The sequence below is a fragment of the Stenotrophomonas sp. 05L413 genome (genome assembly GCF_056397945.1).
The window spans coordinates 380166-397341 of sequence record NZ_JBFTOL010000001.1 but is presented as its reverse complement, the minus strand read 5'-3'; the positions used below and the strand labels follow the sequence as shown (position 1 = coordinate 397341).

The window sequence follows — 17176 nt, the reverse complement described above, 5'->3', positions numbered from 1 at the left end:
TCTACCCGCACCAACCCAGATTCTTACCGCATCCCCCTATTGGACCTGACCCCATGAGCAACAAAGACATCGTCCTGGCCTTCTCCGGCGGACTCGACACCAGCTTCTGCGTGCCTTACCTGCAGGAGCGCGGCTACAACGTGCACACCGTGTTCGCCGATACCGGCGGCGTGGATGACGAAGAGCGCGATTTCATCGAGCAGCGTGCCGCCGAGCTGGGCGTCACCAGCCACGTCACCGTCGATGGTGGCCCGGCGATCTGGAGTGGTTTCGTCAAGCCGTTCGTGTGGGCCGGCGAAGGCTACCAGGGCCAGTACCCGCTGCTGGTCTCCGATCGCTACCTGATCGTGGATGCCGCGCTCAAGCGCGCCGCCGAGCTGGGCACCAACATCATCGCCCACGGCTGCACCGGCATGGGCAACGACCAGGTCCGTTTCGATCTGGCCGTGAAGGCACTGGGCGATTACCAGATCGTCGCGCCGATCCGTGAGATCCAGAAGGAACACACCCAGACCCGCGCCTATGAGCAGAAGTACCTGGAAGAGCGTGGCTTCGGCGTGCGTGCCAAGCAGCAGGCCTACACCATCAACGAGAACCTGCTCGGCCTGACCATGTCCGGCGGCGAGATCGACCGTTGGGAAGCCCCGGGCGAGGGTGCCCGCGGCTGGTGCGCCCCGCGCAGCGAATGGCCGGTCGAGCCGCTCACCGTGACCCTGACGTTCGTCGAAGGCGAAGCGGTCGAGCTGGATGGCAAGGCGCTGCCGGGTGAGCAGATCCTGGCCAGGCTCAACAAGCTGTTCGCCCCGTACGGCGTCGGCCGTGGCGTCTACACCGGTGACACCGTGATCGGCCTGAAGGGCCGCATCGTGTTCGAAGCGCCGGGCCTGGTCTCGCTGCTGGCCGCGCACCGTGCGCTGGAAGATGCGGTGCTGACCAAGCAGCAGAACCGCTTCAAGCCGGACGTGGCACGCAAGTGGGTGGAGCTGGTGTACGAAGGCTTCTACCACGACCCGCTCAAGACCGACATCGAGGCCTTCCTGAAGTCCTCGCAGACCAAGGTCAACGGTGAAGTGGTGCTGGAGACCCGCGGTGGCCGTGTGGATGCCGTGGCCGTGAAGTCGCCGCACCTGCTCAACGCCAAGGGCGCCACCTATGCGCAGTCGGCGGACTGGGGCGTGGAAGAAGCCGAAGGCTTCATCAAGCTGTTCGGCATGAGCTCGACGCTTTACGCGCAAGTCAATCGCTGAGCGATTGAATTGCGCGCGCGTCTCCCGCGCATTCTTCCTCAACCCCGCGCCGTTGGCGCGCCCCCTTGAACATCAAGGGGGCTCTCCACCAGACGCATTCCGGTAGCGCCTGGCCATGCCCGGCGGAATTCCACAGGATTGTTGATTCATGCTTGAACAGACACTCGATCACCTGCAGCAGCTTGTGTCCTTCGACACGCGCAATCCGCCGCGTGCGATCACCACCGGCGGCATCTTCGATTACCTGCGTGCGAACCTGCCCGGGTTCAATGTGGAGGTGATCGACCATGGCGACGGTGCAGTCAGCCTGTATGCGGTGCGTGGCACCCCGAAGTACCTGTTCAACGTGCACCTGGATACCGTGCCGGATTCGCCGCATTGGACGGCCGACCCGCACGTGATGCGGCGCGCCGAGGACCGCGTGATCGGACTGGGCGTGTGCGACATCAAGGGCGCCGCGGCGGCGTTGGTGGCGGCTGCGAACGCCAGCGATGGCGACGCCGCGTTTCTGTTCTCCAGCGACGAGGAGGCCAACGACCCGCGTTGCATCGCCGCGTTCCTCGCCCGTGGCATTGCGTATGAAGCGGTGCTGGTGGCCGAGCCGACCATGAGCGAAGCGGTACTCGCGCACCGTGGCATCAGCTCGGTGCTGATGCAGTTCAAGGGCCGCGCCGGGCATGCCTCGGGCAAGCAGGATGCGGCCGCCAGCGCACTGCATCAGGCGATGCGCTGGGGCAACCGCGCGTTGGACCATGTCGAGTCGTTGTCGCATGCGCGCTTCGGCGGGCTCACCGGCCTGCGCTTCAACATCGGGCGCGTGGAAGGCGGCATCAAGGCCAACATGATCGCGCCCGCCGCCGAGGTGCGCTTCGGCTTCCGCCCGCTGCCGTCGATGGATATCGATGCGCTGCTGGCCACCTTTGCCGGTTTCGCCGAACCGGAGGCCGCGGTGTTCACCGAGACCTTCCGTGGGCCCAGCTTCCCGGCCGGCGATATTGCCGAAGCAGAAAACCGCCGGCTGGCCGCGCGTGACGTGGCCGATGCGCTGGATATCCCGATCGGCAACGCGGTGGATTTCTGGACCGAGGCTTCGCTGTTCTCGGCCGGGGGTTACACCACGCTGGTGTACGGCCCGGGCGACATCGCCCAGGCCCACACCGCCGATGAGTTCGTGACACTGGAGCAGCTGCAGCGTTACGCCGCGTCCGTGCACCGCATCATTGCGCACGGCGCCTGATCGAATGACGCCGTCGTGGTCCCCCACTGACGGAACTCCCATCGCGGCCCCGGCCGCCTGCGACGATATCGAAATGCCTTCTTCCCAGCCCCACCGCCAGACCCGTCAGACCATCGTGCGCCTGCTCTCGAGCATGGCCAGCGCGAAGGAAATCAGCCAGTACCTCAAGCGTTTCTCGCAGCTGGATGCCAAACGCTTCGCCGTGGTCAAAGTCGGCGGCGCGGTGCTGCGCGATGACCTGGAGGCGCTGACCTCTTCGCTGTCGTTCCTGCAGGAAGTCGGCCTGACCCCGATCGTGCTGCATGGCGCCGGCCCGCAGCTGGATGCCGAACTGTCGGCGGCCGGCATCGAGAAGCAGACCGTCAACGGCCTGCGCGTGACCTCGGCCGAAGGCCTGGCGATCGTGCGCCGGGTGTTCCAGGCCTCCAATCTGCAGCTGGTCGAAGCCCTGCAGCAGAACGGCGCACGCGCGACCTCGATCACCGGCGGCGTGTTCGAAGCCGAGTACCTGGACCAGGACACCTACGGCCTGGTCGGTGAGGTCAAGAAGGTCAACCTGGCCCCGATCGAAGCCAGCCTGCGTGCCGGCTCGATCCCGGTGATCACCAGCCTGGGCGAAACCCGCTGCGGCCAGATCCTCAACGTCAACGCCGATTTCGCCGCCAATGAGCTGGTGCAGGAACTGCAGCCCTACAAGATCATCTTCCTGACCGGCACCGGCGGCCTGCTTGATGAAGAGGGCAAGGTGATCGATTCGATCAACCTGTCCACCGAGTACGACCAGCTGATGCAGCAGCCGTGGATCCATGGCGGCATGCGGGTCAAGATCGAGCAGATCAAGGACCTGCTCGATCGCCTGCCGCTGGAATCGTCGGTGTCGATCACCCGCCCGGCGGACCTGGCCAAGGAGCTGTTCACCCACAAGGGCTCGGGCACGCTGGTGCGCAAGGGCGAGAAGGTGCTGCGCGCCACCGCGTGGGATGCGCTCGATCTGCCGCGCCTGAAGCAGCTGATCGAATCCAGCTTCGGCCGTACCCTGGTGCCGGACTACTTCCAGAAAACCAAGCTGCTGCGCGCCTACGTCAGTGAGAACTACCGCACCGCGGTGATCCTTACCGACGAGCCCGAAGGCGTCTACCTGGACAAGTTCGCGGTGCTCGATGACGCGCAGGGCGAAGGCCTTGGCCGCGCGGTCTGGAATGTCATGCTGGACGAAACCCCACAGCTGTTCTGGCGCTCGCGCAACGGCAACCCGATCAATCACTTCTATTACGCGCAATCCGATGGCTGCTACAAGCAGGGCCACTGGAAAGTGTTCTGGTTCGGCGCCGATGGCTTCGACCGCATCAAAGCGTACGTCGAGCATTGCGCCGCACGCACCCCCAGCCTGGAGGGCTGAACCTCATGAATCTCGCCGATTGGACCAAGGTCCCCACACTGGCCGGCACACACGCCCGGCTGGAGCCGCTGCAGATGGCGCACATCGATGGCCTGCGCGGTGCACTGGGGGATGGCACCTTGTCCAAGCTCTGGTACACCCAGGTGCCGAGTGCGAAGACCATGACCGCCTATGTCCAGGCCGCGCTTCAGGCGCAGGCCGAGGGCAAGGTGCTGCCGTTCGCGGTCCTCAACGAGGCCGATGAAGTGGTCGGCACCACCCGCTACTACGATCTGGACGCCGAGGTGCCGCGCCTGAGCATCGGCTACACCTGGTATGGCGAGGCCGCCCAGCGCACCGGCATCAACACCGAGACCAAGCTGATGCTGCTCACCCACGCCTTCGAGCGGCTGGAATGCCTGAGCGTGGTGTTCGAGACCAGCTGGTTCAACCTTACCTCGCGCACCGCGATCGCACGGTTGGGCGCCAAGCAGGACGGCGTGCTGCGCAACCACAAGCGCCACCCGGATGGCACCCCGCGCGATACCGTCATCTTCTCCATCATCGATGCGGAATGGCAGGGGGTGAAACGCCACCTGCAGCACCGCCTGGACGCACACGCATGAGCACCAAGACCTTCACTGTCGGCATCGTCGGCGCCCGCGGCCACACCGGCGCCGAGCTGATCAAACTGATCGCCGCCCACCCGCACCTGCAGCTGGGCTTCGTGTCCTCGCGCGAACTGGCCGGCCAGCGCGTGAGCGACCACCACAGCGATTGGCACGGTGAACTGCAGTTCGAGAACCTGGATGCGGATGCTGTCGCCGCCAAGGGCATGGATGCCGTGATCCTGGCGTTGCCCAATGGCCTGTCCGCGCCGTTCGTCACCGCGCTGGATGCGGCCAGGCCGGACACGGTGATCGTCGATCTGTCGGCCGATCACCGCTTCGAGCCGAGCTGGTATTACGGCCTGCCGGAGCTGACCCGGGGCGACTACCTGGGCCAGAAGCACATCAGCAACCCGGGCTGCTACGCCACCGCGATGCAGCTGGCGATCAGCCCGCTGCTGCAGCAGCTGGCCGGCCCGCCGCAGTGCTTTGGTGTTTCCGGCTACTCCGGCGCGGGCACCACGCCCTCGGACAAGAACAATCCCGAACTGCTGCGCGACAACCTGATGCCGTATGCGCTGACCAACCATGTGCACGAGCGCGAAGTCACCGCGCACCTGCGCGTGCCGGTGGAGTTCATGCCGCATGTGGCGCCGCACTTCCGCGGCATCACCATGACCGTGAACCTGTGGCTCAACACGGTGGTCACGCGCGAGGACGTGATCGCGCTCTACCAGAAGTACTACGCCAACGAAGCGTTGGTCGACGTGATCGACGAAGCGCCCTGGGTAAGCCAGATTGCGGGCCGGCACGGCGTGCAGATCGGCGGCTTCGACGTCGCCCCGGGCGGCAAGCGCGTGGTGGTGGTGGCGACCCTGGACAACCTGCTCAAGGGCGCGGCCACCCAGGCGATGCAGAACCTCAACCTGGCACTGGGCCTGGACGAACTGGCCTCTATCCCGCACTGAATTCCCACGGCGCAGCGCGGCCCCCTGCACGCGCCCTGACAACCCGGCGGAGCGATTCCGCCTACGGAGCAAGACATGGCAGACCTTCTGTGGCAGAAGCCCGGCGTGGCGGTAGACGCCAAGATCCAGACTTTCCTGGCCGGCGATGATGTGATCCTGGACCGCGCGTTCTTCCTGTACGACGTGGCGGCCAGCAAGGCGCATGCGCAGGGCCTGGAGAACATCGGCATCCTCGCCCACGACGAACGCGTCGGCCTGCAGCGCGAGTTGGACGTGCTGGCCGAGGATTTCCGCAGTGGCGCGTTCGTGCTGGATGAGCGCTTCGAGGATTGCCACTCGGCGATCGAAGCGCGCCTGACCGAGCGCCTCGGCGATGCCGGCCGCAAGATCCACACCGGGCGCAGCCGCAACGACCAGATCCTGGTGGCGACCCGGCTGTGGCTGAAGGACAAGCTGCTGCGCGTGGCCGAGCTGAGCCGCGAGATCGCAAAGGTCGCGCTGGATCGCGCCGAGGCCGAAAAAGACCTGCCGGTGCCGGGCTATACCCACATCCAGCGCGCCGTGGTGTCCTCGGCGGGCATGTGGTGGGCCGGCTGGGCCGAAGCCTTCATCGACAACGCGATCCGCGCGCACGACACCTTCACCCTGGTCGATGCCAATCCGCTCGGCACGGCCGCCGGTTATGGCGTGAACCTGCCGCTGGACCGCGCGCACACCACCGAGGCACTCGGCTTCGCGCGGATGCAGATCTCGCCGATCTACGCGCAGCTCTCGCGCGGCAAGTTCGAGCTGGCCGCACTGGAAGCGCTTGGCGGCGCCACCCTGGATCTGCGCCGCATCGCATGGGACCTGTCGCTGTTCACCAGCGGCGAGTTCGGCTTTGTCGCGCTGCCCGCGCAGTACACCACCGGCAGTTCGATCATGCCGAACAAGCGCAACCCGGACGTGATCGAACTGATGCGTGCCACCCACGCCAGCGTGGCCGCGGCCCGCACCGAGATCGAGCAGCTGCTGTCGCTGCCGTCGGGCTATCACCGCGATCTGCAGAGCAGCAAGGGCGCGATCTTCCATGGCTTCGGCCGCGGTCTGGCCGCGCTGGAACTGCTGCCGGCGCTGCTGGCCAACCTGGAATGGCGCGATGACAAGCTGCGTGCGGCGATCGACTCGGGCATGTACGCCACCGATGTCGCCGTGGAAGCGGCGGTGGCCGGTGTGCCGTTCCGCGAGGCCTACAAGGCCGCCGCCGCGGCGGCGGATACGGCCGGGCAGGGGCGGACCCCCGAAGGCAGCCTGGCCGCGCGCGTGTCGCCCGGCGCGGCCGCCGACCTGCGGCTGGATGAACTGCGCGCCCGCTGGGCCGCACTGGTGTAATCACGACGGCGGCCGCAAGGCCGCCGTTTTTGTAACGTCTTGCCGGGCGAGCCCGGGAAAAGGACCCACATGAAAACCTGTTACCTGGTGATGGTCACCCGCACGCCGGACTTCCGCGATGACGTGGGCGCCGCGCACGTGCGCTTTCTCGATGCGGTGCGGGCCCGCGGGCAGCTGCTGCTGACCGGGGGCTTCACCGACAAGAGCGGTGGCGCCTACGTGCTGCAGGACATCGCCGACCTGGCCGCCGCGCAGGCGCTGGTCGACACTGATCCGCTGCTGGTGCACGGCAGTGCCACCGCCCGTATCCACGAATGGAGCACGCGCTGAGCGCGCCGACCCTATGAACCAGCCCGTGCCTTCGCCGTTTACCGAACAAGCCGTTCCGCAGTGGAAACGTGCCGTCCTCAAAGTGGGCAGCAGCCTGCTGGCCGCTGACGGCGGCGGTCTCTCGCCCCGCCACGCACTGGGGCTGGCCCAGTTCGTCTCGGCCAATGTCCTGGCCGGGCGTGAAGTGGTGATCGTGTCCTCCGGCGCGGTCGCCGCGGGCCGGGCGATCGTGCCGCGCGCGCTGGAAGCCGGGGCGGCGATGGCGGCACGGCAGGCACTGGCCGCGCTGGGCCAGGCACAGCTGATCGGGCTGTGGCAGCGCTTCTTCGAACGTCCAGTGGCGCAGGTGCTGCTGACCCATGACGACCTGCGCAACCGCCGCCGCTACCTCAATGCCCGGGCCACGCTCAACGAACTGCTGCGGCTGGGCGCGCTGCCGGTGGTCAACGAGAACGACACCGTCTCGGTGGATGAGCTCAAGCTCGGCGACAACGACAATCTCGCCGCGACCGTCGCTGCGCTGATCGACGCCGATGTGCTGTTCATCGCCACCGATATCGACGGCCTGTACAGCGCCGACCCGCGGCGTGATCCGCAGGCGCGGCCGATCCACGATGTGCCCGAGCTGACCGTCGAGGTGCTGGCGATGGCCGGGGGGGCCGGCAGCGGCGCGGGCACCGGCGGCATGCATACCAAGCTGGAGGCCGCAGCCAAGGCCGGCCGTGTCGGCATCGAGACCTGCCTGTTCAACGGGCGCAGCGCCGAGGTGGTGCGCGCGCTCAGCCAGGGCCGCCTCTTCGGCACCCGCATCCATGCCGCGCAGACCCGCGTGGCCGCGCGCAAATACTGGCTGCGGCACGCACCGCTGGAACCGGGCGCGATCCTGGTCGATACCGGTGCGGCCGATGCGCTGCGTGGCAAGGGCGCCTCGCTGCTGCCCGGCGGCGTGGTCGGTGCCGAGGGGGACTTCCGCCGCGGTGACATGGTCGAGATCCGGCAACGCACCGAGGCCGGCGAGGTCTGCCTGGCCCGTGGCGTCAGCCAGTACTCGGCCAGCGACATCCGCCGCGTCGCCGGGCGCCACTCGCGCGACATCGAAAGCGTGCTTGGCTACAACTACGGTGGCAACGTCATCCACCGTGACGATCTGGTGCTGTTGTGATTGCGTCCCCACCGTGTTTTTTCAAGGATATTGAGATGGTCGCCAGCTCCACTACCGACATCCGCGCCCAGGCGCTGGCCTGCCGCGAGGCTGCCCAGCAACTCGCTCAGCTGTCCTCCGCCGCCAAGGCCGAACTGCTGGAGGCCATGGCCACCGCGCTGGACGCCGATACCGATGCGATTCTCGCCGCCAACGCCCGCGATCTTGCTGCGGCCACGGAGAAGGGCGTGGGCACGGCGATGCTGGATCGCCTGGCCTTGAACCCGCCGCGTCTGGCCGGTATCGCCGCCGCCCTGCGCGAGGTCGCCGCATTGCCCGATCCGGTCGGCCAGGTGACCCGCGATGATGTGCGCCCCAATGGCATCCGCGTGCAGAAGGTGCGCGTGCCGCTGGGCGTCATCGCGATGATCTACGAGGCGCGCCCCAACGTGACCGCCGATGCGGCAGCGCTGTGCATCAAGGCCGGCAACGGCGTGATCCTGCGCGGCGGTTCGGAGGCGATCCACTCCAACACCGCGATTGCCGCCTCGCTCAAGCGCGCGCTGCGCGAGGCCGGCATTGCCGATGCAGCACTGACGCTGGTCGAGGATCTGCGCCGCGAGACCATGCTGGCGCTGCTGCAGCTCAACGACCTGATCGACCTGGCGATTCCACGCGGTGGGGAAGGGTTGATCCGCTTCGTGGCCGAGCATGCCCGCGTACCGGTGATCAAGCATTACAAGGGCGTCTGCCATCTGTACGTGGACCGCGCCGCCGATCCTGCACTGGCGCTGCGCCTGCTGGTGGATGGCAAGTGCAGCCGGCCGTCGGCCTGCAACTCGCTGGAGACGCTGCTGGTCCATGCCGACCTCGCGCCGACCTTCCTGCCCTTGGCGGCGAAAGCGCTGGCCGAACGTGGGGTGCAGCTACGCGCCGATGCGGTGGCACGCCAGTGGCTGCCCGATGCAGAGGCAGCCAGCGAAGACGATTACGCCGCCGAGTATCTGGATCTGATCCTCGCCGTGCGCGTGGTGGAAGACCTCGACCACGCCCTCGCGCATGTCCAGCAGTACAGCTCGGACCACACCGAAGTGATCGCGACCGAGGATGCCGCGGCGGCGGAGCGCTTCGTGCACGCGTTGCGCTCAGCGGTGGTGATGGTCAACGCCTCCTCGCGCTTCTCCGATGGTGGCGAGCTCGGCCTGGGTGCGGAGATCGGCATCTCCACCACCCGCCTGCATGCCTACGGCCCGATGGGACTGGAAGCGCTCACCGTGGAGCGCTTCGTCGTCCGCGGCGAAGGCCAGACACGCACGTAATCGGTCGTGCCGGCCAGCGGCCGGCACGAGCCTCAACCGGCCAGCGCCTGCGCTGTCACCCGCACCGGCCGCGCGTGGTCATCCATGTGCAGGGTCACCGCCTTGCCATCGGCCAGCAGGGATGCCACCGCAGCGCTCGCGCCCAGGTCGTGCGCCATCTCTTCACGGGTCACATCGTCATGCGGCAGCCGGCGCTCCTTGCCCGAAAACCGCATGCGGTTGTACTCGGCCCAGGCGATCAGCAGCGCTGCGCAGCACACCAGCATCACCGGCAGCGCGATGACCACGAACGGATCGACCGTCTGCTTCTGTTCGTACAGCTGCGCCCAGGCCATCCGCCCGCCGAGCAGCCAGGAGATCAGCGTCACCAACGGTGCCCACAGGTAGAAGTAGAACGCCCAGAAGGCGATGGTCACAAAGCCCCAGGCAGTACGCTGCAGGCGTGGCTGCTGGCGCGGTTTCTGGATCAGCCGCGAGTCGAAGCGGCGGGTGGATTTGACAGTGTTCATCGGATACCCCGGTCAGGACTGACCCAGACCGCGCGCTTGCCACGACGCTTGAAGATCGTCTTGGGGAACGCCACCAGGGTCGTGAACAGACTGATGAGCCAGTACGCCATCGGGTACCAGATCACCCAGAAGTAATTACGTCCAATATGCGTTTCGTAACGTCGGTCGATGATCAGGCTGCTGGCGAACTGCAGCAGGCAGACCAGCGCCAGGATCACGCCATGCCACTGCGGCAGCAGCGTGGCGATGTACAGCTCGGGCGGCAGCGTCATGAACTTGCCCAGTGCCCACAGCACGATGATGGCCAGCATCGTGTACGCCCACAGCACGCTGAGGATGTACTCCAGCAGCACGCCCCACATGCGGCGCTTGCGCCAGTGGAACAGCGAGCCGCCATGCCGCAGCAGCACTTCCACGCCGCCCTGGGCCCAGCGCAGGCGCTGCCGCCACAGCCCCTTCAGCGTTTCCGGCATCAGGATGAAGCACAGCGCATTGGGCTCGTAGCGGATGTCCCAATGATCCAGCTGCAGGCGCCAGCTGATGTCGATGTCCTCGGTGACCATGTCGTCGGACCAGTACCCGATCCGATGCAGGGCAGTACGGCGGAACGCGGCGATCACCCCGGAGATGGTGAAGATGCGCCCATACACCCGCTGCGCGCGCTTGATCATGCCGATGATCGAGGAGAACTCGGCCACCTGCAGCCGGCCCAGCAGGGTGGAACGGTTGCGGATGCGCGGGTTGCCGGTGACCGCGCCCACGCGCGGGCCGGAGGTCAGGTGCCAGACCATCCAGTGGGTGGCGTACTCCTCCAGCATCGCATCGCCATCGATACACACCAGGAACTCCGAGCGTGCCGCCAGTGCGCCCATGCGCAGCGCATTGGCCTTGCCCAGATTGCGGTCCAGATGCACCACGCGCAGGCGTGGGTGAAGGGCGGCCAGGGCATCCAGCCGTGCCCCGGTATCGTCGCTGCTGCCATCGTTGATGGCGATGACTTCGAAGTCCGGGTAGTTCTGCTTCAGCGCCGAACCGAGGGTGTCGTCCAGGTTCTCCGCTTCGTTGTGGCACGGGATCAGGATCGACGCGAACGGATACTCGGCCATCGGCGGCGGATCATCACGGTCGCGTGCCTTGCGTTCGCGCCGGAAGAAGTAATACAGGCCGCCGGACATCCAGAAGAACGCCATCACCATCGGGTAGAAGAAGGCGAACTGGAACAAGGTGTAGAGAAGAGGATGCATGGCGACCTCACTTTTCCTCGTACGGGAAGCTGCGGGCCGACATGGCCGCGCGCGCGTCATACGTGGAGGGACGTCCGGCGATGAAGTCATCCGGATACCAGGCGAAATGACGCACGCCCTGCGCCTGTAGACGACGGATCTGCGCGCGCAGGCGGTCGCCGGGGATCGGCTTGCCGGTGCGCCAGTCCAGCGTCTGCAGCTCGAACATCGTCTGCGACAACTGCGGATCGTGTTGCTTCACCGCCACCACCAGCCGGTCCAGCCAGCGTTCCGGGCTGCGGCTGCCTTCCATCCACGGCATCGCCATCAGGGCGGTGTGGTCGTAGGCCTTGTTGAAGAGGTCAAGACGCTGGGCGAACCAGCTCGCGCTCTGCGGTTCCAGCACGGGCTGGGCATACAGGTTGCGCACGGTGCCCAGCTTCGGCCGCCAGCGCTGCGCGGCGGTGCGCAGCTCCAGCGTGAAGTCGATCAGGGCCTGGGTACGTGCACCGTCATCGCCTTCCTGCGGAAGCTGGGTCAGCTCGGTGTCGCGCAGGTAGGCGTCATCGTGGAAGAGCAGGCCCTCGAAGTACGAGTTGATCGCGAGGTCTTCGTAGATGTCGTCGATGATCTTGCGGACCTGGGGCCGGGTGAAGTCCAGCCGGAAGATGCCATCGCTTTCCGGGCTCTCGATGGCCAGCGCCTTGCGGATGGCCGGATCCTTGAGCTCGTAGCCCAGCACCGGCAGCCAGGCGAACACCTTCACCCCCGCGCGCGTCTTGAGCTGCCACGCCACGCGGTTGAACAGGTCCGCACGCATCGGCAGATGGCGGTTGGGGAAGTACAGCGCATCGGCCGAGCCGTTGCCGTCCGGATCGGCGAAGGCCTGCAGGAACACGTGGGTCGGGCCGATCTTCTTGACCCGGTCGATCAGCGCATCCAGGTTCTTGCCCTGTTGCACCGGGTCGGCATCGTAGACCGCATCCAGGTCGATCTGCAGCGCCCGCATGCCATCGCGTTCGACATCGCGGCGCAGTTCATAAGCCAGCTGCACCACGGTCGGGTTGTTGGTCACCAGCAACCGGGCCAGACCGTGCAGATCACGCTTGACCGGCGTGCTGCGCCCTTCCAGATCGAACGAGACCGGCATGCCCAGCTGCTCGGCGATGTCGTTGCTCAGCGCGTTGTAGGCCGCGTACGGCCACACGATCGCCTTGGGGCTGACGCCGACATTGCGCTGGATGCGCTCCACGCTGCGGCCCAGGTCGGCGCGCAGGCGGGTCTCGTAGTCGGCCGCGGTTTCATAGGTCCTGCGGGCCGGATCGTAGGTCCGGGTGATCACCGCCGGGGTGGAGTTGCCCTGCGGATTGGACTGCACGCCATGGTGCAGGTTGTCGGTGTGGCTGGCCAGTTCGATCAGTCCGCTTTTCTGCATCTCGCGCAGCTGCGCCCAGGTCAGGAAATCATCGCGGGTGAACGGGCGGTAGCCGTAGTCGATCTGGCGCCCGGCCGGCATGTCCACGTAGTCGGTGATCACCGCGACCAGCGCCGGATAGTTGTAGGCGCGCAGCAGCGGGAAGACCTTGCTGTACACGCTGCGCAGGCCGTCATCGAAGGTCAGCAGTACCGGCTTGGGGGGCAGCGGCGTGCCGCCCTGCGAGGCGGTGATCAGCTGCGACAGCGACACCGGGTGATACCCATGCGCGGACAGCCAGTCCAGGTGTGCGGCGAAGTTCTGCGTGCTCACGGCATACGCGTCCGGGTCGCCGCGGGCGGCGACCTCGTCGCGGATGTCGTGGTAGCTGAGCACCAGCAGCCCGTTGTCGGCGGCATCAAGTACGGCCGGCGGTTGCTGTGCCTGGGCCGGCAGCACCGCGGTGAGCAGGGCCAGCAACAGCCAGCGGGTCCAGCGCTTCAAGTCCATGTGCCGCATGTCATTCTCCCCACCGCAGGCCGGCATCCAGGCCGATGTGTCGTTCACGCTGTCCGTCATAGACCGGTCGCGACCAGCGGATGCCGTACTCGAAAATGCGGCCTTCGCCGAGCTGCCACTCATGGCGGTACTCGGCCGAGGGCACGATCGCGCTGCCATAACCCTGCTGCCAGTACTGGCCCACGGAGACGGTCAGGCGATGCCGGAAGTGGCGTTCGTAGTGGCGCCATAACTGCTGGTCCACGCGCAGGCCGATCTCCACCGAGTGATCCTCGGAGGGATTGAAATAGGGCACATCATCGCGGCTGCCGCGGCTGGCATACACGCTGCCCAGACCGTCCAGGAACACCGTCGGCCGGGTCATCAGGCGCTGCTCGATGGCGGTGCTGACGGTATCGCGACGGTTGCCGTCGTCGTAGCGGAACTGGCTGGCCCCCACGCTCCAGTGGGTGCGCTCGTCGCGGCGATAGTCGGCCGCCAGTGCGATGCTGTCGGCGGTGATGCCGGAGACGCGTGCCTGCATCGAGGCATCCGGGTCATTGCGTGCGGCAGTGATGCCGGCATGCCATTGATCGCTGAACTGCCAGCCGAACCCGGCGCTGAGGCCGGTATCGCCGATGTGGTCGTTGGCGCGGTTGACGAAGGCTTCGGCATCGGCGCGGCCGTAGCGGTAGCGCGTGCCCGCCCCGATCCGCAACGGGTCGATGGTCTGGTCCTGGAAATCCACGCTGCGCCGATCGGCGAACGCGACCAGGCGCCAGCGGTCGTCCAGCACCGGGGACTGCACTTCCACGCCGTAGCGGCCGTCATCGTTGCCCAGCGGCGATGCACCGCCACCGCCCGAGCTGCGCCCACCTTCGGCGTAGGCATGCCATTGCCAGCCACGGTGTGCACGCCAGCTGCGGTCCATGCGTTGCACGGAGGGCTGGTTGGGGTAGGCGGCAAGCAGCGTGTCGTGGACCGGTCGTGCCAGGTCATCGCGCTGCACCTGTACATAGGCGTCGTACTGACCCAGGCGCGCAGGTACGTCGCGCGGGTCCAGCGTGTTGGCCATGCTGTAGCGCTCCAGCGCCCGTCGTGGCCAGCCACGCATCAGGTAGATGTTGCCCAGCGAGGACTGCGTGCCGGTGTTGCCCGGGCCGATCTCGACCATCTTCTCCAGATCGCGCTGGGCGGTGGGCAGGTCGCCACTGTAGGCACGCACCATGGCCAGGTTGAGGTCGGCCTCGTAGCGCGGCCAGTTCGCATAGGGTGCCTTGGCACCGTTCGCCCAGCGCCACGCGGGCTCATCGGCCTGCCACTTCTTCAGCAGGGCGATCGCGGTGTCGGCCTGCTCGTCCTCCAGATACGCATAGGCCAGTTCCGAGCGCGCCTGCGGCAGCGACGGATCGGCTTTGAGCGCGGCGTCCAGCACCGGGATCGCCTCGGCCGGATGCTGCGTGGCCATCAGCGAATCGCCGACGGCGGCCAGCAGATAGTTCGGCACCGGGTGGCCCTCGGCGAGCAGCGTGCGGTACTCCTCGCGCACCTGTGCATGACGCCCCAGCCGGTTGAGCAGGATCAGCCGGTCATAGCGGATCCGCAGCGGGGCCTGCTGCACGGGGGTGCCATCGCGTTCGAGGTACTGCTGCATCTGCACCAGCGCGGCATCGGCTTCATCCAGGCGGGTGTCCTCGCTGGGGCCATAGGCCAGGCTCCAGCCCACCAGCTTGGCCAGGTAATTGCCTTCCAGCCGTTCTTTCTGTGCCGCATCGAACAGGGTGGGGCGCGCCAGATACAGCTGCCAGGCGCGGTGCGCGTTGCCGATGTCCGCCAGGGTCAGCACCTGCAGGCGATACAGCAGTGCGTCGTCGGGCGATTGCACCCGTGCCCGCTCGATCGCGGCCAGTGCATCCAGCCAATGGGCCTGGTCGCGGTAGTGGCCGATCTCGGCCAACGCGTCAGCCTGCGGGTCGGCGGCTGCGGTGGCCGGAGTGGAGAAAGCGAGTGCGGCGCATGCCAGGCCGACGCTGAGCGCCAGCGGCCGATGGTCGTACATGGAACCCCCCTTGGAGCATCCTTTCAAAGGTGTGTTGCGTCAAAAGTGTGACGCACATCACATGCCAATCGTGCCTGACTGCGCAGTTGTTGCCAAATCGTTAATGGCCGGGCACGGCCGATCAGCCCCCGGGTAGAACCCGGAGGGGAAGGCAAGCCATTGAATTGCTACGGATTCAGACCATGTCGCTAACATGGACAGCGCACTCCATTGCCATGAAGCTGTTCAGCCGGCTGGCGACGCCAGAGGCTCCGAACACTGCCCGGTGCAGCCCACCGGGTCAGTTAGCGACACGCTACGTCAGCAGTTGCGCACAGCGCGTGTAGATGGACGCGCCGGGGCGCTTACCACTGGTCTTCGAGCTTCTGCGGTTTGCAGGCGACCCACGAGGCGCACAACAGCACCACCGCGCACAGCACCAGGAATCCGAACGGCAGGTGCCAGCCACCGCTGACCGAGTGCAGCCAGCCGAACAGGAACGGCCCCAGGCAGCTGAAGGCATAGCCCACGCCCTGCATGAAGCCGGACAACGCCGCCGAGCCGGCCGGCGTACGCGTGCGCAGGTTGATCAGGGTCAACGCCAACGGGAACGTGGACGGCCCGATGCCGAGCAGCACCGCCCACAGCCACGGGGCCTTCATCGGGGCGAACAACAGGCCGGCGAAGGCGATCAGAAACGCGCTGAAGCCGATCAGCACCAGCCCGAAAGGATTGCGCAGGCGCACGGCCAGGGCCGGCATGGTCAGCGATGGCAGCAGGCCGCAGGCCGCGAAGATCGCCACCATGATGCCGCCGAATGCCGGTGTTGCACCGGCCTCGACCACGATCCGCGGCAGCCAGGTGAACATCGAATAGGTCATCAACGAGGTCATGCCGAACATCAGGGTCATGCCCCACGCCAGCGGGGTCTTCCAGACCTTGCCGTGCGGCGCGCTGGAGGGATCGCTGGCGGCGCTGATCGTGTCCGGGTGCGGACGGGCCCGGGAGAGCATCAGCCACGGCAGTGCCGCAGCCAGCGACATCAGCGCCCAGATGCCCAGCGATACGCGCCAGCCCACCTGCTGCGCGACGGGTACCGCCAGCAGGGCCGGCATCATCGTGCCGATCTGCAGCACGGTGATGTAGAGCGTGCTCATGGTGCCCACGCGGTTGGCGAAGTAACGCTTCACCAGCGGCGGTACGACCACGTTGCCGATCCCCATGCCGGCCAGCGCCACCACCGAGCCGAACAGCAGGCTGCCCACGCCGCCGGCCATCGAGCGCAGCAGCAGGCCCACGGTGGCCAGGCTCATCGCCAGCAGGGCGGTGCGCTCCAGGCCCAGGCGGCGCGCCACTGCCGGGGTGGTCACGCCGAACAGCGCGAAGGCGGCCGTCGGCAGCATGCCGAGCACGCCGGTCATGGTGGTGCCGAAGCCGAAGGTCTGGCCGAGCACATCCAACAGCGGGGTCAGCGAGGTGACCGCGGTGCGCAGGTTCAAGGCCGCCAGCAGGATGGCGGCAAAGGCCAGCAGGCGTCCGTGCAGCAGGGACTGGGACGGTGAAGTGGGGTGAGTCATCAGCATGCTTCCTGACAGGTGGCGCACCGCGGCCTCAGGCACGCGGGTGCAACGGCAGAGACCGGCCAGCGGCCGGCATCTGCGGGGTAGGGGACTGGGCCGCCGCCGAAGGCGGGGCCAGGACCGGTCATTGTACGGGTTCGATCCCGACAGGTCCCTCATCGAGGCCCTCGGCAGGCGCTACGTGTGAAAACGTCTTCACAACAAGGGTCGCGCGATCTCCTTCCATGTGAGCTACGTCAAAAAAATGACTATTTAGGAAAATACCTACACGCCGACGGGTGATTGTCCTACCGAGTGAGTGGGGTTTTTGACGGT

General features: G+C 66.9%; 14 protein-coding genes. 9 read left to right on the top strand and 5 right to left on the bottom strand.

Annotation, left to right across the window (positions count from 1 at the left end; genetic code table 11):
• Window positions 1-53: 53 nt before the first annotated feature.
• The 9 genes from AC1DIQ_RS01765 to AC1DIQ_RS01725 all read left to right on the top strand — a co-directional run bounded on the left by AC1DIQ_RS01765 (window position 54) and on the right by AC1DIQ_RS01725 (window position 9599).
• Window positions 54-1247 carry an argininosuccinate synthase gene (locus AC1DIQ_RS01765; protein WP_478049347.1) on the top strand — a complete coding sequence of 398 codons (1194 nt, stop codon included), beginning with the start codon at window positions 54-56 and terminating at the stop codon, window positions 1245-1247.
• A 148-nt stretch (window positions 1248-1395) separates the two neighbouring features.
• Window positions 1396-2484: an acetylornithine deacetylase gene (locus AC1DIQ_RS01760; RefSeq protein ID WP_282263431.1), complete on the top strand. Its 1089-nt coding sequence runs from the start codon at window positions 1396-1398 to the stop codon at window positions 2482-2484.
• 73 nt (window positions 2485-2557) lie between these two features.
• The gene (locus AC1DIQ_RS01755; protein ID WP_183073675.1) at window positions 2558-3883 is read left to right on the top strand and encodes an acetylglutamate kinase; all 1326 of its coding nucleotides are present in this window, start codon (window positions 2558-2560) and stop codon (window positions 3881-3883) included.
• Window positions 3884-3888: 5 nt separating this feature from the next.
• On the top strand, window positions 3889-4488 hold the full coding sequence (locus tag AC1DIQ_RS01750) for a GNAT family N-acetyltransferase (protein ID WP_259261505.1): 600 nt from the start codon (window positions 3889-3891) through the stop codon (window positions 4486-4488).
• A complete protein-coding gene (gene argC / locus AC1DIQ_RS01745; protein WP_478049346.1) occupies window positions 4485-5438 on the top strand; it encodes an N-acetyl-gamma-glutamyl-phosphate reductase in 954 nt (317 codons plus the stop codon). Before AC1DIQ_RS01750 ends, argC begins: the two co-directional genes overlap by 4 nt.
• A gap of 75 nt (window positions 5439-5513) precedes the next feature.
• A complete protein-coding gene (gene argH, locus AC1DIQ_RS01740) occupies window positions 5514-6809 on the top strand; it encodes an argininosuccinate lyase (protein WP_152152728.1) in 1296 nt (431 codons plus the stop codon).
• 69 nt (window positions 6810-6878) lie between these two features.
• On the top strand, window positions 6879-7139 hold the full coding sequence (locus tag AC1DIQ_RS01735; RefSeq protein ID WP_282263435.1) for a YciI family protein: 261 nt from the start codon (window positions 6879-6881) through the stop codon (window positions 7137-7139).
• Window positions 7140-7152: 13 nt separating this feature from the next.
• Complete coding sequence (gene proB / locus AC1DIQ_RS01730; protein WP_152152726.1) at window positions 7153-8301, top strand: glutamate 5-kinase; 1149 nt, start codon at window positions 7153-7155, stop codon at window positions 8299-8301.
• A gap of 35 nt (window positions 8302-8336) precedes the next feature.
• Window positions 8337-9599: a glutamate-5-semialdehyde dehydrogenase gene (locus AC1DIQ_RS01725; RefSeq protein WP_478049345.1), complete on the top strand. Its 1263-nt coding sequence runs from the start codon at window positions 8337-8339 to the stop codon at window positions 9597-9599.
• A 32-nt stretch (window positions 9600-9631) separates the two neighbouring features.
• Here AC1DIQ_RS01725 and pgaD read toward each other — a convergent pair whose 3' ends face one another.
• The 5 genes from pgaD to AC1DIQ_RS01700 all read right to left on the bottom strand — a co-directional run bounded on the left by pgaD (window position 9632) and on the right by AC1DIQ_RS01700 (window position 16858).
• Complete coding sequence (gene pgaD, locus AC1DIQ_RS01720; RefSeq protein WP_121038169.1) at window positions 9632-10108, bottom strand: poly-beta-1,6-N-acetyl-D-glucosamine biosynthesis protein PgaD; 477 nt, start codon at window positions 10106-10108, stop codon at window positions 9632-9634.
• Window positions 10105-11352 (bottom strand): poly-beta-1,6-N-acetyl-D-glucosamine synthase, encoded by a 1248-nt coding sequence (gene pgaC, locus AC1DIQ_RS01715; RefSeq protein WP_121038166.1) that lies wholly within the window; start codon window positions 11350-11352, stop codon window positions 10105-10107. Before pgaC ends, pgaD begins: the two co-directional genes overlap by 4 nt.
• A gap of 7 nt (window positions 11353-11359) precedes the next feature.
• Window positions 11360-13255, bottom strand: coding sequence for a poly-beta-1,6-N-acetyl-D-glucosamine N-deacetylase PgaB (gene pgaB / locus AC1DIQ_RS01710; RefSeq protein ID WP_183073743.1), 1896 nt, complete (start codon window positions 13253-13255; stop codon window positions 11360-11362).
• A 10-nt stretch (window positions 13256-13265) separates the two neighbouring features.
• Window positions 13266-15302, bottom strand: a complete 2037-nt coding sequence (pgaA, locus tag AC1DIQ_RS01705; protein WP_121038163.1) for a poly-beta-1,6 N-acetyl-D-glucosamine export porin PgaA — start codon at window positions 15300-15302, stop codon at window positions 13266-13268.
• A gap of 344 nt (window positions 15303-15646) precedes the next feature.
• Complete coding sequence (locus AC1DIQ_RS01700; RefSeq protein WP_478049344.1) at window positions 15647-16858, bottom strand: CynX/NimT family MFS transporter; 1212 nt, start codon at window positions 16856-16858, stop codon at window positions 15647-15649.
• Between the last annotated feature and the right edge of the window lie 318 nt (window positions 16859-17176).

Bases quoted from the DNA above. Each gene is read 5' to 3' on its own strand.
- AC1DIQ_RS01765 (WP_478049347.1), top strand. From the start codon at position 54: ATGAGCAACAAAGACATCGTCCTGGCCTTCTCCGGCGGACTCGACACC.
- AC1DIQ_RS01760 (WP_282263431.1), top strand. From the start codon at position 1,396: ATGCTTGAACAGACACTCGATCACCTGCAGCAGCTTGTGTCCTTCGAC.
- AC1DIQ_RS01755 (WP_183073675.1), top strand. From the start codon at position 2,558: ATGCCTTCTTCCCAGCCCCACCGCCAGACCCGTCAGACCATCGTGCGC.
- AC1DIQ_RS01750 (WP_259261505.1), top strand. From the start codon at position 3,889: ATGAATCTCGCCGATTGGACCAAGGTCCCCACACTGGCCGGCACACAC.
- argC (WP_478049346.1), top strand. From the start codon at position 4,485: ATGAGCACCAAGACCTTCACTGTCGGCATCGTCGGCGCCCGCGGCCAC.
- argH (WP_152152728.1), top strand. From the start codon at position 5,514: ATGGCAGACCTTCTGTGGCAGAAGCCCGGCGTGGCGGTAGACGCCAAG.
- AC1DIQ_RS01735 (WP_282263435.1), top strand. From the start codon at position 6,879: ATGAAAACCTGTTACCTGGTGATGGTCACCCGCACGCCGGACTTCCGC.
- proB (WP_152152726.1), top strand. From the start codon at position 7,153: ATGAACCAGCCCGTGCCTTCGCCGTTTACCGAACAAGCCGTTCCGCAG.
- AC1DIQ_RS01725 (WP_478049345.1), top strand. From the start codon at position 8,337: ATGGTCGCCAGCTCCACTACCGACATCCGCGCCCAGGCGCTGGCCTGC.
- pgaD (WP_121038169.1), bottom strand. From the start codon at position 10,108: ATGAACACTGTCAAATCCACCCGCCGCTTCGACTCGCGGCTGATCCAG.
- pgaC (WP_121038166.1), bottom strand. From the start codon at position 11,352: ATGCATCCTCTTCTCTACACCTTGTTCCAGTTCGCCTTCTTCTACCCG.
- pgaB (WP_183073743.1), bottom strand. From the start codon at position 13,255: ATGGACTTGAAGCGCTGGACCCGCTGGCTGTTGCTGGCCCTGCTCACC.
- pgaA (WP_121038163.1), bottom strand. From the start codon at position 15,302: ATGTACGACCATCGGCCGCTGGCGCTCAGCGTCGGCCTGGCATGCGCC.
- AC1DIQ_RS01700 (WP_478049344.1), bottom strand. From the start codon at position 16,858: ATGACTCACCCCACTTCACCGTCCCAGTCCCTGCTGCACGGACGCCTG.